General features: G+C 63.3%; 13 protein-coding genes. 1 reads left to right on the forward strand and 12 read right to left on the reverse strand.

Annotated features, from left to right (window positions below; genetic code table 11):
- Positions 1 to 13: 13 nt before the first annotated feature.
- From M5C71_RS05300 to M5C71_RS05345, 10 genes are all read right to left on the reverse strand, one after another.
- Entirely contained in the window at positions 14 to 1,045 is a 1,032-nt protein-coding gene (locus M5C71_RS05300; RefSeq protein ID WP_177098767.1) for an ABC transporter ATP-binding protein, read from the reverse strand.
- Positions 1,042 to 1,836, reverse strand: coding sequence for an ABC transporter permease subunit (locus M5C71_RS05305; RefSeq protein ID WP_248767390.1), 795 nt, complete (start codon positions 1,834 to 1,836; stop codon positions 1,042 to 1,044). Before M5C71_RS05305 ends, M5C71_RS05300 begins: the two co-directional genes overlap by 4 nt.
- Positions 1,833 to 2,699 carry an ABC transporter permease gene (locus M5C71_RS05310; RefSeq protein WP_177098769.1) on the reverse strand — a complete coding sequence of 289 codons (867 nt, stop codon included), beginning with the start codon at positions 2,697 to 2,699 and terminating at the stop codon, positions 1,833 to 1,835. The genes M5C71_RS05305 and M5C71_RS05310 overlap by 4 nt, the downstream gene beginning before the upstream one ends.
- A 3-nt stretch (positions 2,700 to 2,702) precedes the next feature.
- Positions 2,703 to 3,707: an ABC transporter substrate-binding protein gene (locus M5C71_RS05315; RefSeq protein ID WP_177098770.1), complete on the reverse strand. Its 1,005-nt coding sequence runs from the start codon at positions 3,705 to 3,707 to the stop codon at positions 2,703 to 2,705.
- On the reverse strand, positions 3,691 to 4,710 hold the full coding sequence (locus M5C71_RS05320) for a LacI family DNA-binding transcriptional regulator (protein WP_177098771.1): 1,020 nt from the start codon (positions 4,708 to 4,710) through the stop codon (positions 3,691 to 3,693). Before M5C71_RS05320 ends, M5C71_RS05315 begins: the two co-directional genes overlap by 17 nt.
- A 164-nt stretch (positions 4,711 to 4,874) precedes the next feature.
- The gene (locus M5C71_RS05325; protein ID WP_103496951.1) at positions 4,875 to 5,585 is read right to left on the reverse strand and encodes a GntR family transcriptional regulator; all 711 of its coding nucleotides are present in this window, start codon (positions 5,583 to 5,585) and stop codon (positions 4,875 to 4,877) included.
- Between the two features lie 111 nt (positions 5,586 to 5,696).
- Positions 5,697 to 6,938 carry a thiolase family protein gene (locus M5C71_RS05330; protein ID WP_248767391.1) on the reverse strand — a complete coding sequence of 414 codons (1,242 nt, stop codon included), beginning with the start codon at positions 6,936 to 6,938 and terminating at the stop codon, positions 5,697 to 5,699.
- Positions 6,935 to 8,818 (reverse strand): feruloyl-CoA synthase, encoded by a 1,884-nt coding sequence (locus M5C71_RS05335; protein WP_248767392.1) that lies wholly within the window; start codon positions 8,816 to 8,818, stop codon positions 6,935 to 6,937. Before M5C71_RS05335 ends, M5C71_RS05330 begins: the two co-directional genes overlap by 4 nt.
- A gap of 13 nt (positions 8,819 to 8,831) precedes the next feature.
- Positions 8,832 to 10,280 (reverse strand): aldehyde dehydrogenase, encoded by a 1,449-nt coding sequence (locus tag M5C71_RS05340; protein WP_103496954.1) that lies wholly within the window; start codon positions 10,278 to 10,280, stop codon positions 8,832 to 8,834.
- 91 nt (positions 10,281 to 10,371) lie between these two features.
- A complete protein-coding gene (locus M5C71_RS05345; protein ID WP_177098776.1) occupies positions 10,372 to 11,202 on the reverse strand; it encodes a p-hydroxycinnamoyl CoA hydratase/lyase in 831 nt (276 codons plus the stop codon).
- A 211-nt stretch (positions 11,203 to 11,413) separates the two neighbouring features.
- Here M5C71_RS05345 and M5C71_RS05350 point away from each other — a divergent pair, with 211 nt between their 5' ends.
- On the forward strand, positions 11,414 to 11,902 hold the full coding sequence (locus M5C71_RS05350; RefSeq protein WP_103496956.1) for a MarR family transcriptional regulator: 489 nt from the start codon (positions 11,414 to 11,416) through the stop codon (positions 11,900 to 11,902).
- 71 nt (positions 11,903 to 11,973) lie between these two features.
- Here the strand turns inward: M5C71_RS05350 and M5C71_RS05355 are convergent, their stop codons facing one another.
- Both M5C71_RS05355 and M5C71_RS05360 read right to left on the reverse strand, forming a co-directional pair.
- Positions 11,974 to 13,425, reverse strand: coding sequence for an amidase family protein (locus tag M5C71_RS05355; RefSeq protein ID WP_103496957.1), 1,452 nt, complete (start codon positions 13,423 to 13,425; stop codon positions 11,974 to 11,976).
- Positions 13,426 to 13,441: 16 nt separating this feature from the next.
- Positions 13,442 to 14,689 (reverse strand): MFS transporter, encoded by a 1,248-nt coding sequence (locus M5C71_RS05360; protein WP_248767393.1) that lies wholly within the window; start codon positions 14,687 to 14,689, stop codon positions 13,442 to 13,444.
- Between the last annotated feature and the right edge of the window lie 4 nt (positions 14,690 to 14,693).

Consider the following 14,693-nt stretch of genomic DNA (forward strand, 5'->3'; position numbering starts at 1 on the left):
GACTGATCTCTGATCACTGATGCAGGGTGAACAACACTTGTGGTTCGATGGCCAAGGCAAGCATGGCGCCGGCCCCGTAAATCACGCCATCGGTGCTGTCCACCAACAACGGCTGGGGGGCGCCGACATCCACCAGCAGACGGCTTTGCGCCCCCTGGAAAAACTGGCCGACAAGACGTCCACGTAGATGCCCCTGGCAGTCCATCACCCGCAGATGTTCGGGGCGGCAATACACGGTGGCGGGCAGACGGGTGCCGCTCCATGGCAATTCACCGCCACTGACTTTCAAGCCATCGGTCGTGCGCTCGATCACCGAAAAAGCATTGAGGTTGCCCACGAAGCTGGCGACGAAAGCATTGGCTGGCTGCTGGTAGATTTCCCGCGGACTGGCCAATTGCGCGACGCGGCCCTGCTCCATCACCAAAATGCGATTCCCCAACGCCATGGCTTCGCCCTGGTCGTGGGTGACGAACACGGCGGTGATTCCCAGGCTGCGCAACAGCTGATCCAACTCGCTGCGCAAGCGCTCACGCAACTGCGCATCCAGCGCCGCCAAGGGTTCGTCGAGCAGCAACACCCGAGGTCGCGGTGCCAGGGCACGGGCCAGAGCGACCCGCTGGCGCTGACCGCCGGACAGCTCGTGAATACTGCGTTTACCATGCTCATCCAGGCCGACCAGCTCCAGCAGTTCCGCGCAACGCTTGTTGCGTTCGGCGGGCGACATACCGCGAATTTTCAGGCCGTAGCTGATGTTGCCGGCCACATCCAAATTCGGAAACAAGGCGTAGTTCTGGAACACCATGCCCACATTGCGGCGCTCGATGGGCAGGTGCGTGACATCATCGTCGCCCAAAAAAATCCGCCCTGCATCTGGACGTTCCAGACCGGCGATCAGGCGCAGGGTAGTGGTTTTACCGCAGCCGGACGGGCCAAGAACCGCCAGGGTTTCCCCCGCCTCGATGCTCAGGTCCAGGTCATGCACGGCAACGGTGCCATCAGCGAACGCCTTGCGACAACCCTCAAGGCGAATGGTGGTTCCGGTCATCGTTTTTCTCCACGGGAAAGACGGCTGCTGATGGCCTGCAGCGCGATAAGCAGCGGCACGATCATCATCAGAAATATAAGGGTGTAGGCGCTGGCGACTTCCAGCCGGGCCGAGGCATAACTGTCGGCCAAGCCCACCGGCAATGTCTTGGTCATCGGCGTGTGGAGCATCCAGGTCAGGTTGAACTCACCCAACGACAGGGTGACCACCATCAACACCCCGGCGAGAATCCCCGCCCGGCAGTTGGGCAGCACCACACTGAAGAAACGCCGGATCGGCCCCGCGCCCAGGCTCGCCGCCGCCTCTTCCAGGACCGGTAGATGCTGGCGTTGCATCACCGCCATCACCGGACGCACCAGAAACGGCAGGGTGAACAGCACATGACCGACGAGAATGAATAACCAACTGCCGCGAAACCCGCCAAACTGACCATAGGTGAGCAGCAGTGCCAAAGCGCTGGCCAAACCGGGCATCGCCACGGGCAGCACCATCAGCTCCTCGAACGCGCGACTGAAGCGATTGTCCATCCGTACCAGCGCATAAGCCGCCGGCACGCCAACCACACAGACACACAGCGCACAAGCCACGGCCAGTTCCAGGGACAGCCAGACGGTCGGCGAATAAGCCTGCCAGACTTGCACCAGCCAGGCGAATGTGAGGCCGCTGGATATCCCCTGGAAATAATTACGCGTCAACCCGGCCAGCAGTGACATCAGCACCGGGACCAGCATGAAAGCGCAAACCAGCAAGGTAAACAGCAGTTGCCCGACAAACAGCGTTGAGCGCTTCACAAGACCGTCCTCGAAGGTTTGACCAACGTGCGGGCCAGCAACAAAACGATCCAGGTCAGCACGCCCAACACCACCGACAGCGCGGCGGCCAGCGCAAAATTGGCGTAGTTGGTGAACACGTTGTAAATCGCTACCGGCGTTACATTCAGCCGCGTGCCTAGCGTAAACGCCGTGCCGAAGGCGCCCATGGACGTGGCAAAGCAGATCGCCCCGCATGAGACCAGCGCCGGCGCCAAACCAGGCACGATGACATCACAGACCACTCGCCAATGACCCGCGCCCAGTGAATGAGCGGCTTCTTCCAGGCTGCGATCCAGGCTCTCACACGCCGCCATCACGGTGAGAATCACTCGCGGAATCGAGAAGTACAGGTAGCCGACGAACAGCCCTGTCAGCGAATAGGCAAAAATCCAGCGCTCACCCGCCAGCTCAAGACCAAGGCTGGCGAACAGCCCTTGGCGGCCGGCCAGCAGGATGACCAGAAAGCCGACCACCACGCCGGGAAACGCCAGTGGAAAGGTCAACAAGGCGACCAGGGCCGAACGGCCGAAGAAGCGCTGGCGCGAGAGAAACACCCCGCTGACGCCGCCCACCAGCAGCGCCGCGAGGGTCACCACCAGGGCCAGCATGCAGGTCTGCGCCAGACTGCCCAGGTATTGTGCACTGCTCAGCACCTGCCAATAGCCGCTGTCACTGCCATCGCGACTTTGCCCACCCAGCATAATCAGATGCGCCAGTGGCAGTAACCAGAACGCGAACAGCACGGCGGCCGCCGGCGCCAGCGCCCAGGCAGCGGTCGGCCGCAAGCGTGGCACCAAGGTCCAGGCCGAGCGGCCTTCCCGGGCTTTGACTTGCGAAGCCATCACTTACTTGACCTCACTCAGATAACGTGCGGAAAAGACTTCCTGCACCGCCGCCATATGTTCGTAATCGACCACGCCAGCCCGGGCATAATCGCTGTCCGGCAGGAACTGTGCGGCGACATCCGCAGGCATCTTTATCGCTCGCACGGGCCGCAGGTAGGCCTTGGCCCACAACGCCTGGCCTTGATCGGACAGGACGAAATCCAAGACCTTCTCGGCATTGGCCCGATGCGGGGCATTGCCGACCATGCTCATGACGTAAGGCACGCTGATGCTGCCTTCCTTGGGAATCACAAACGCAACGTTGGCATTGTCCTTGTAGCGCGCTCGATAAGCGTTGAAGTCGTAATCGACCAGAATCGGCAACTCACCGGACAACACCCGGGCGTAGGCCGTCTGCTTGGGCACGATGGGTGCGTTTTTCGCCAGTTTCTGGAAGTAATCGATGGCTGGAGCGAAGTTATCCAGGTTGCCGCCCATGGCTTGGTTGATGGCCACCGCCGTCACGTAACCGACGAACGCACTGGATGGATCGAGGTAGCCCACCATGCCTTTGTATTCCGGTTTAAGCAGGTCGTTCCAGCTTTGTGGCACGGGTAGGCCACCCAGCGCATCGACATTGACCATGATGCCCAACGTGCCGGAATGAATCGCAAACCAGTGGCCTTCCGGGTCTTTCAGGCCGGAGGGAATCTCCTCCCAGCCCTTGGGTTTATACATGCCAACCACCCCGGCCTTTTGCGCCTGCAAGCCGAAGGTGACGCCGTAATACACCACGTCAGCCACCGGGGCGGCCTGTTCGGCGACCAATTGCGCCAGTGACTGACCGGAGTTTTTGTTGTCTTGCGGAACCTGCACGCCAGTCGTATCGGCAATCGCCTTCAGTTGGGTGCCCCAGTCCGCCCACTCCGGCGGGCAGTTGTAGCAGATGGCCGTTTGCGCGGCTTGCGCCAGGTTGACCACGCCGCACAGCAGCAAAGCGGCCAGGGTTTTACTGATGCGGATCATCAAATGTCTCCTCGTAGGGCTGAGTACTTTCGCCTGGCCGGATATGACAAGGCAGGCAATGGGAAGCCGGTGCGGCGCCGGCGATCTGCGCCAGCAACTGATCGATCACGGTATAAGCCAGCGTCGCGATGGGTTGAACGACACTGCACAATGTCGGGTGTATCTGGGTGCCCAGGGCGATGCCGTCAAAGCCGATGACCGAGAGCTGCCGAGGTACGTTCCAGCCGTTACGTCGCAGTTGCGCAATCAGGCTGATTGCCAGCAAATCGTTGGAACAGACCAGCGCACTGAGCGCTTGCGGGCCATGTAGGAACGGCTCGATAGCGGCAAAGTCAGCCTGGGTGTGGGCGGGCATTTCGATCACTGGCAAGCGGTCGAGACCGGCCTCACGCATCGCATCGCAATAACCGGCGTAACGCAGGCGAGCGCGGTCGGACTGCAAGGCGGGCCCCGCGACCATGCCGATCCGCCAATGCCCCGCTTCCAGCAGATAACGGGTCGCCAGCGCCATGCCCGCGCGGTTATCCACGGACACGCTGCTGTGGTCAGGATTGCCGGGTTGGTGGTAGGCCAGTACAAAGGGCGTGTCTTCCCTGGCAAGGCTTTGCAGTACCCGGCTCCGATCGGCATCCGTGACCGTCAGGACCAGACCATCGACGCGCTGACGCAACAATTCCTCGACCACCGCGCTTTCACGTTCGCTGCTGTAGTCGGTGGTTGCCAGCAACAGGTTGTAACCGCGTAAGCGCGCAGCGCGCTCCATCGCCTGGAATTGCTCGGCGAACACCGGGTTGAGCAGATTGGGAACCACAACGCCAATCAGTTTGGTGGTTTGCAGACGGAGTTGGCGGCCGAGACGATTGGGCCGAAAACCCAGTTCACGCGCTGCGGCGAATACTTGTTCTCGAGTCGCTGGACGCACCACTTCAGGGGAGGCAAAGGCTCGCGCCGCGGTCGCCCGCGAAACACCGGCCAGTTGTGCAACCTCTTTCAAATCAGTCATTTTTGCTCGCTTGAGATCGATCTCATTGAGAGCGACATTACTCAAGGGACATGGCGTTTTCGCGATCAAAAAATGACAATTGGATGTCAGGCTCCCCTCGCCCACCTCGACTCCGTCCGAGGTCAGTGCTCAGGTGTCCATCAGTGCAGCCGGCAAGGCTGGAATCAGGAGCGGAGAATAACCTTCATCCGCTCTTCGGCCGCCGCCGAGCCGAAGATCTCGGCATAGCGCAACGTGGCGTTGGCGTGCTCGCGCATGATGGCTTCGGCACGCGCGCCCTGGCGGTTGACCAGCGCATCGAACACCGAATGGTGCTGCATGTGCGCATAGTTGAAACGCCGGTACTCGCGAACCATGTCGTCACGGTCAACCGCCAGGGCGGTCACCGAGGCGAAAGGCAAATGGTCGTTGCGCGCCAGGGCGTCGGCGATGGCCGGGTTGTGGCTGCCTTCGACGATCACCTGGTGAAAACGCATGTTGAGATCGTGATAGAGCTCAAGGTCCTCGATGGTCACGAACCCTTTGTCGAACAGTTGATCACCTTGCGACAGGCACTGTTCAAGGCTCGCCCGGGCTTCGTCCGAAAGCCCCCGCTCGGCGGTCTGGCGCGCCGCCAGGCCTTCGAGCACGCCCCGCACTTCGACCGCACCGGCAATATCATCGGGATTGACGGAGCGCACCTGAAACCCGCGCCCGCCAAAACGCACCAACAGGCCTTCCTGCTCCAGCGTGCGGAACGCCATGCGCACCGGCATCCGCGAGACACCGAAAAGCTCCGCCGTGGGGTTTTCCATCAGCCGTTCGCCAGCCGCCAATTCGCCGGAGGCGATCATCTTGCGCAGCGCGACCAGCACCGTTTGACCGGGCTTACTCATCCAGGCAACTTCCAGAAAGGTGGGTTGCCATAGTAACGCAAGGTCTGGGCTGACTGCAGGGCGCTGTTTACGGATCGGGCTGCATACCGGCAAAGGCAGCGATGCCTTGCTTCAGCCTTGATACTCGGGATTTTCGATCAGCAAAGCCATGCCCTGCCCGCCGCCGACACACGCCGCCGCGATGCCATAACGCAGATTGCCCTCGCGCAACTGCCTGGCCAGGCTCAGCACCAGGCGCAAACCACTGGCGGCCAAGGGGTGGCCCAAGGCGATCGAGCCACCCCGTCGGTTGAGTCGGTCGCCATCCAGCCCCAGCAACTGGGCCACGGCCAGTACCTGGGCCGCCTGCGCCTCGTTGATTTCCAGCAAGTCGATATCGGCCAGGGCCAGCCCGCTGCGCTGCAGCAGCAACTGGATCGCCGGCGCTGGCCCTATGCCCATGAATTCCGGCGCCACACCTACCACGGTACTGGCCAGCAAATGGGCCAGCACCGGACGAAAAGCCCAAGACGCTCGCCCCACCAGCGCCGCCGCCGCGCCATCGACCAGCGCGCAACTGTTGCCGGCCGTTTGCACACCGCCGTCATGCACCGAGCGCAAGCGGCTCAAGGCCGTCAGATCGGTAGGCCGCGGATGACTGTCCCGCGTCACCCGCTCCACGCCCCGTGGCAACTGGATACCCCGTGCCTGATAGCCGGCCAGCTCAAAGCGTTCATTGCCCAGCGCCACCAGCTCAGGTGTAAACCAGCCGTCCGCCTGAGCCTGCAGCGCCAGTTGATGACTATCCAGCGCATAACGATCCACCACCTCACGACTCAGGCCATAGCGCTGGGCCAGGTTATCGGCGGTGGCAATCATATCCAGACCCGGCGCCGGGTCATAGAGCGCTTCCCAGAGAAAGTCCTTGAACTCCACGGCGGCACCGAGGCGGAAACCGTCGCGGTGGACATAGGCGGCAATCGGATTGCGCGACATGGATTCAGCCGCCACGCACAGGGCCAACTGCACACCGTCGTCCAACTGCCTGGCGGCCTGGTGCAAGAGCTCGAAGCCGGTGGCGCAGATGCGCTGCACCGCCAGCGCCGGGATCCCTTGCGGCACGCCACTGTAAAGGCCGATATGGCGGGGCAGCAGGTAGGCATCGAAACTGGCCTGGGCCATGGAACCGGCGAGTACGCTGTCCACCGCTGTCGGATCGATAGCGGCGCGGGCCAGCACCTCGCGCCCGACCTTGATCCCCAGGTCGATCGGCGAGACCTGGGCCAAGGCCCCGCCGAGATCGACCCAGGGCGTGCGCAGGGCTTCGAAAATCGCCACATCGCGAAAACTCGAATACTGCCCCACGCTGTTCACGGTTGAGACCCGGCACGCAGGATCGAAGGCTCTTCGCCGCGATACAGCGCTTCGACCTTGGCGGCGCGCCACTGCAACACCGCACGCTGATTGATCGAGCCCTTGTCGGTGATTTCACCGCGATCGATGGAGGCCGGTTCATCGAGCAGCACGATCCATTCCAGGCGGCTGGCATTACCGGTGGCATCGCGGTTGAGCCGTTGCAGCCAGTCGCTGAACCACAGGCGCACAGGCACGCTGGCCAGGACCTCGACATCGCTGGCCTGCGGACTCAAGGCGGCCAGACGTCGACACTCATACAAGCGTGGAAAGACCAGCGCCCCCAGGCACTCGCGATCCGGCGCGGCCACCACCAGGTCCTGGACATAGGGCGAACCTTCGAGCACCGCGCGATTGCGCAAGGGGCCGACACTGACAAAGACCCCGGAAGACAACTTGAAGTCCTCGGCAATCCGCCCGTCGAACATCAGGCCCAGTTCCGGGTCTCGCGGATCCGCGAGCTTGAGGGCATCGCCGGAACAGTAGAAGCCCTGCTCATCGAAGACTTCGGCGGTCTGCTGCGGCGCGCGCCAGTAACCCGGCATGATGTGCGGCCCGCGAAAACGCCCCTCCAACTTGCCATCCACCGGCACCAGGCGCACCTCACAACCAGGCGCCGGCAAGCCGATGTACCCGGCCATGGACAATGGCCCGGTGGTGAAGGTGCAGGACGGCGCCGCCTCGGTCATGCCAAGCCCGGCCATCATGCGAATACGTTCACCACAATGCGCTTCGGCAACCCGGTCCAGGCGGTCCCAGATCCGCTGGGACAATCCGGCGGCGGCGAAAAAGAACAGTTTCATGCGCGAGAAGAAACATTCGCGCAACTCAGCGTCCTGCTCCAGGGCGCTGACCAGTTCCTCCCAGCCCTTGGGCACGGTCAGGTAGGCGGTGGGCGACACGTCCTTGAGGTTGCGCAGTGTTTCGGCAAAGCCCTGGACGGTGGGCTTGCCGTCGTCCAGGTAAAAGGTCCCGCCGTTGTACAGCACGATACCGACATTGTGGCTGCCGCCGAAGGTGTGATTCCACGGCAGCCAGTCCACCAGCACCGGCGGTTCTTCGCCAAACACCGGGAAGGTCTGCAACAGCATCTGCTGGTTGGCGCAGAGCATGCGCTGGGTCGTGACCACCGCCTTGGGCAGCTTGGTGGAACCCGAGGTAAACAGAAACTTGGCGATGCTGTCGGGCCCGGTGGCGGCGAACGCCGCTTCGGCTTCGGCCGCGCCGGGTTGTTGCAGCAAGCTGGCAAAGCGGCTCTGTCGGCGCCCCGGCATCTCGCCACGGACGCTGATCAGTGGCGTCTCGACCGGTAACACGGCGTCTATCGCGCGCTGGAAGGCGGCGACATCACTGACGAACACCAACCCCGGCTGCAACAGATCGCAGACATGCCGCAGCTTGGCGAAATCCTGCGACAACAACGAATAGGCCGGAGAGATCGGGCAATAGGGAATACCGGCGTACATGGCCCCCAGCGCAATCTGCAGATGCTCGATGTCGTTACCCGAAAGGATCGCCAGCGGCCGCTCGGCCGAAAGACCATAACCCAGCAGGCCCTGGGCAATGGCGCGGACGCTGTCGAGCATCTCGGCGTAACTCACCCGCCGCCAGCCACCGCCATCCTGACGCGCCGCGATAAAGGTCTGTTGCGGACGTACCTCGGCCCAATGCACCAGGCGATCGAGCAAACGCCTGGGCAACTCGGCCAGGGGTTCGAGGGAGCGCATGGACAGGATGCCCTGCTCTTCGCTGACCTCGACCGCTGGATGGCCGATGGACACTTGGCGATAACGCGGCGTACTGGCCTCGGTCCGGGGCGCTGGTCTGAATTCTGAACTCATGGGTTTGTCCTCCTCAGATCGGGTAGTGCCGAGGTCCGTTCTGCAACGTCACCCAGCGCAACTGGGTGAAATGCTCGATGGCCGCCCTGCCGCCAAAACTGCCGTAGCCGCTGGACTTGACCCCGCCGAAGGGCATCTGCGCCTCATCGTGCACGGTCGGGCCGTTGATATGACAGATACCCGATTCGACCCGCTGGGCCAAGGCCAGGGCGCGACCGGTGTCACGGCTGAAGATCGCCGCCGACAGGCCGAACTCGGAATCGTTGGCCAGGCGCAGCAGTTCTTCATCGCCATCACCACGCAGCACCACGGCCACCGGACCAAAAGACTCTTCGCGGTACAGGCGCATGGCATCGGTGACACCGTCAAGCAAGGTCGGCTGCAAGATGCTGCCCTCCAATTGACCGCCGGCGAGCAGCGTGGCGCCCTTGTCGAGGGCATCGTCGATCAACAACTTGATGCGCTCGCCGGCACTGGCGTCCACCAGGGAACCGAGTACGCAATCCCCGGCGTCGGGGTTGCCCGCCGGCAAGGTGGCGATCTTCGCCACCAACCGGGCGACAAAGGCATCGGCGACTTTGACATCGACGACCAGGCGCTCGGTGGACATGCAGATCTGCCCCTGGTTGAAGAAGGCGCCGAAGGCCGCGGCCTCCACCGCCGCGTCCAGGTCGGCATCCGCCAGCACCAGAAATGGCGCCTTGCCACCCAGCTCCAGCAACGCCGGCTTGAGATGACGCGCCGACAGTTCGCCGACGATGCACCCGACATGGGTCGATCCGGTGAAATTGACTCGCCGTACCGCCGGGTTGGCGATCAGCCGCTCGACAATCGCGGCGGCATCCCGCGGCGCGTTGCTGATGACGTTGACCACCCCATCACCGAGGCCGGCGTCCTGTAACACCTGGCCAATCAACCGATGCACCGCCGGGCTCAGTTCCGACGCCTTGAGCACCACCGTGTTGCCACAGGCCAATGGCATGGCAATGGCCCGGGTGGCGAGGATCACCGGGGCATTCCAGGGGGCGATGCCCAGTACCACGCCGCACGGTTGGCGCAGGGCCATGGCGAAGCTGCCGGGGACATCGGAGGGAATGACTTCGCCATTGATCTGGGTGGTCATGGACGCGGCTTCACGCAGCATATTGGCCGCCAGATGCACATTGAAGCCATACCAGTTGGCCATGGCGCCGGTCTCGCCGGCCGCCGCGATGAATTCCGCGCTGCGGGCCTGCAACTGCTCCGCCGCTCGTAACAGGCGGGTACGTCGTTCATTGGGAGCCAGGGCCGCCCAGCTCGGGAAGGCCGCCTTGGCCGCAGCCACGGCAGCGTCGGCATCTTCCAGGGTGGCGGCGGCAACCCGCGACACCACCTCACCGGTCACCGGATGACGCCGTTCGAAGGTTCGACCGTCTCGGGCGGGGCACGACTGGCCGCCGATCAGCAGGGGCACGTCCAGCATGGTGATTCCTCTTTATTGTCATTATCGGGAATACGTTCAAGCGGCATGGGCGCGGCGCACAACCGGATGCGCCGGCTGCGCGCCACGTGTTTCAGCGCTTATACGCCTGCAAGCCGGGCTTGATGCTCTTGTCGTCGAGAAACTGCTTCATGCCCTGCTCGCGGCCGCCCTCGGTATCCAGCAGGCGCGACTGATCGAGCTTGGCGTACAGGTAATCCTCGTTCTGCTCCCAGGTCAGTTCGCGGCAGCGCTTGAAACCGTGCTTGGCGGCCCGCAGGACCACCGGGTTTTTCTCCAGCAGGTTGCGCGCCAGCGCCACGGTGACTTCACGCAACTGCGCCAGCGGCACACTTTCGTTGACCAGCCCCATCTCGGCGGCTTTCTGCCCGCCAAAGGTCTTGCCGGTCATGATGTAGTACAACGACTGGCGATGCCCCACCGTATCGGCCATGGCTTTGCTCACCAGGTTGCCCGGCGGGATGCCCCAGTTGATTTCCGAGAGACCGAAGGTCGCCTCGTCGGCGCAGATCGCCAGGTCGCAGGCCACCAGCGGGCTGAAGCCACCACCGAAGCACCAGCCGTTGACCATCGCGATGGTCGGTTTGGTGTACATGCGCAGCAGCTTCCATTGCCATTGTGAGGCTTCGCGGCGGATTTTTTCCTGGAGGATCTCCGGGCCGGCATCCACTTCGCGAAAGTACTCCTTGAGATCCATGCCGGCGGTCCAGGCTTCACCGGCCCCCGTCAGCACCAGCACCCCGGCGGCAGGATCCTGCTCCAGGGTCTCCAGCACATCGACCATTTCCCGGTTCAGGGTCGGGCTCATGGCATTGCGTTTTTCTGGACGATTGAGAATCACCCAGGCAATGCCTTCCTCGATTTCGACCTTGACGGTAGTCCAGCGACCTTCGTAATTGCTCATGGCGGGCTCTCTTGTTCTGGGCTTGAAGATGAGTAAAAACTAAACCTGAAAATTAGTTATGTCAATTAACCATTAACAAAATTAACTTGATTGCTTTTAACCCTGAACATTGTGTGGTGCCTGGACATCTGCAAGAGATCATGGCTATCCCCGAGCAACCACGGCAAACTAGATAGTCTTCTTAACCTCCTGCCTGAGGATCCATCCCGCAATGGCCAAGTCTTCCAAGATTGCCGCCGCCCCCGAGCCCCCTGCCGAGAACGCCGAAACCCAAGCGCCACTGGACTCCGCCCTGGACGACCTGATCGGTTATGCCATGCGTCGGGCGCAGTTGAAGCTGTTCCAGAACCTGATCGAGCGACTCTCGGCCCACGATTTGCGGCCGGCGCAGTTCTCGGCCCTGGCGATCATCGACCAGACGCCCGGGCTGATGCAGGCCGACCTGGCCAAGGCACTGGCCATCGAACCGCCCCAGGTGGTGCCGCTGCTGAACAAACTGGAAAGCCGGGCGCTGGCGGTGCGGGTGCGCTGCAAGCCGGACAAGCGTTCCTACGGGATTTTTCTCAGCAAGGCCGGCGAGACCCTGCTCAAGGAGCTGAAACAGATCGCCACCGAGAGCGATCTGGATTCCACCTCCGCCCTCGACAGTCAGGAGCGCGAAGAACTGCTCAGGCTGCTGAAGAAGGTCTATCAGCAGTAGCCGCTGACGCCGGCACACCTGAGGCACACCCTGGAAACCGCGCCCTACGTCGACTCCAGCGGTTTACCGGCTTAGCGCAGGCAGGCATTCACCGGCGGCACCCGCTGGCGCCAGGGCCGGGCCTGCTCCAGCTGCGCGGCCAGGGCCAGCAAGGTCGCCTCCTCGCCAAAGCGCCCGGCGAAGTGCGCTCCCATGGGCAAGCCTTGCGCACTCCAATGCAATGGCACCGACATTGCCGGCTGCCCGCTGGCATTGAACAGCGCGGTAAACGGTGAGTAGCTGTGGAAGTGCTCGATCAATTCATCAAGGCTCAAGCTGGCGTCCCGCAGATCCAACTCACCAATCGGTACCGGCTCACGGGTCAGGGTCGGGCTGAGGATCAGATCGTAATCTTGCATGAACAGCGCCAATTGCCGGCCAAGGGCATGGATCCACTCGACCGCCGCCGCGTATTGCGCGCCGCTGACCCCACCCTTGTCGCGCAAAATGATGCGCGTACGGATCTCCAGCTCTTCAGGCTGTACAGGGGCACCACGCATCCTCCCCAACAAATCGACGTAGTTTTGCGTGCTGGCACCGATGATAGTGAACACCTGGTCGAGAAACTCGGGCAGCACCACCGGCAACCGAGCTGGCTCCACCCGGTGCCCCAGGGACTCACACAGGCTCGCGGCCTGATGCACCGCCGCCAGACTCTCCATGGAGGTCGGCCAGGGCCCGAGCTGATCCACCAGGGCGATGCGCAATGGCCGTGGCGCCTGCTCGAGGGCCGTCACATAAGGCCGTGCCTGCAACGGCGCGGCATAGGGCGCCCCCTGATCGATTCCGGCCGTGGCATCGAGCAACCCCGCGCTGTCACGCACCGACAAGGTGATGCAGTGGTTGGTCCCCATGCCCGCCCAGCCCTCGCCGATCAGCGGTCCGGAGGGCAGCAAGCCACGGCTGGGCTTGAGCCCGAAGACCCCGCAACAGGACGCCGGCACGCGCAACGAGCCGCCGCCGTCATTGCCATGGGCAAAAGGCACCACCCGTGCCGCCACCAACGCCGCCGCCCCGCCGCTGGAGCCGCCGGCGCTGTGTCGGGTACTCCACGGGTTGCGAGTCGCGCCGAAGCGCGTCGACTCGGTGGAATAGGAGGTACCGAACTCCGGTGCCGTGCTGGTGCCGACAATCAGGCAACCGGCGTGGCGCAGGCGGGTCACCACCTCAGACTCGAAATCGGCACGCGCCGCGCCCAGGGCCAGCGAACCATTGGTCATCGCCGCTCCCCGTACCGGTGCGAACAGGTCCTTGATCAAGGTTGGTACACCGGCAAACAGCCCCTCCCGCCCCCCGGGCTCGAGCGCCGCTTCGCGGGCCTGCTCGTAGAGCCGCTCTGCCACCGCATTGAGCTGGGGCTCGACCCTCTCCAGACGTTCGATCACCGCATCGAGCAGTTCCACCGGCTGCACGTCGCCGCACCTGACCAACGCGGCCAGGCCGCTGGCGTCTTCTTTGTCCAACAGTTGCTGGATATCTTGCATGCTTGATACTCCGACTCTATTTCAAGGACGATGGGGTGGATACGGCGGCGGCATTCGAGCGCTGACACGCCCACGCGGCAATCCCCCAAAGGAACGCGGCAGAGACACTGGCAAGCGCCAGCCATGCGATGGAATGGCGCAAGTCACCGGTAAACACACCCAGGGCAGCCACCACCAGGGGGCTGACGAACTGACCGAAATACAGACAGGCGGTGAAGCCACCCAGCCCCCGGCCACGGGTGCGAGCGCTCAGGGCCTCCATCACCGGCGCCATGACATTGGGCACCAGTAGCCCTGCGCCCAAGCCATGGATCAACACCGCCAACAGCACCTGCTCATAGCTTTGCCCGCGCATCAGCAGCCACAATCCGATCCCCAGCAACAGCAGCAATAACCCGTTGGTACCCGCGATCCCCAGACGCCGACGCAACAGTGGCCACGCCACAGAGCCGACCAGGGTCGCCAGCAGGCTCAGACCGGCGGACAAACCAATCAGGGTGCTCGACGTTACGCCGAGACCGACCAGCAAAATGGGGGTTTGTACCGGCACCACAAAGCACAAAACCATACCGCCGAGGATCAGCAGATAACCCACAACCAGCGGCAGGACCGCCACCCGTTCCGCTCCTTGTGCCTCAACGGACGGCTGAGCATGAACCGGTTCCCAGAGCACCTTGAGCATGGCGGGTACCAAGAGCAGCGGCAGTAGATAAAGAAGGAACGGCAAGCGCCAGGAATGCTCGCCCAAAGCGCCACCCAGGACGTAGAACAGCGCGCCGACCAGGCCGATGGTGACCACCTGGCGATTGATGTAGAGCAGGCGCTCCTCCCCCTGCCAATAGTCGGCGATCAGGGCCGCGCAACAGGTCATCACCGCGGCCTCGGCCACCCCAAACAGCAGGCGTACAGCAACAATCGAGAGCAGATCCCCGAGCAACGCCGGCAGCGCGCCGAGCAAGGCGTAGAGCACGGTGGCGAACACCAGCAGCGCCTTGCGCCCGACCCGATCGGCGAGCCAGCCGGCCAGGGGCGCGCACACGGCAATCGCCAGCGCCGGCCCGGTCACCGCCAACGGCAGCACCACACCGGCCTGGGGATTGAGCGGAGCGAACTCGGCCCCCAGTTTGGGCAGGATCGGCGCGACCATCGCCGCGCCCATGATGGTCAGGCTACTGCCCAGCATCAGCACCAGCCCTTCACGGCCCCCCTTGGCCCGACGCGTGACAGGCGTCGGCAGAGTCGAAGCAGAATGCACATCGGTCATGATC

The organism is Pseudomonas sp. MWU12-2345 (assembly GCF_023242385.1).
In the GTDB taxonomy this organism is placed as follows: Bacteria; Pseudomonadota; Gammaproteobacteria; order Pseudomonadales; family Pseudomonadaceae; genus Aquipseudomonas; species Aquipseudomonas gingeri_D.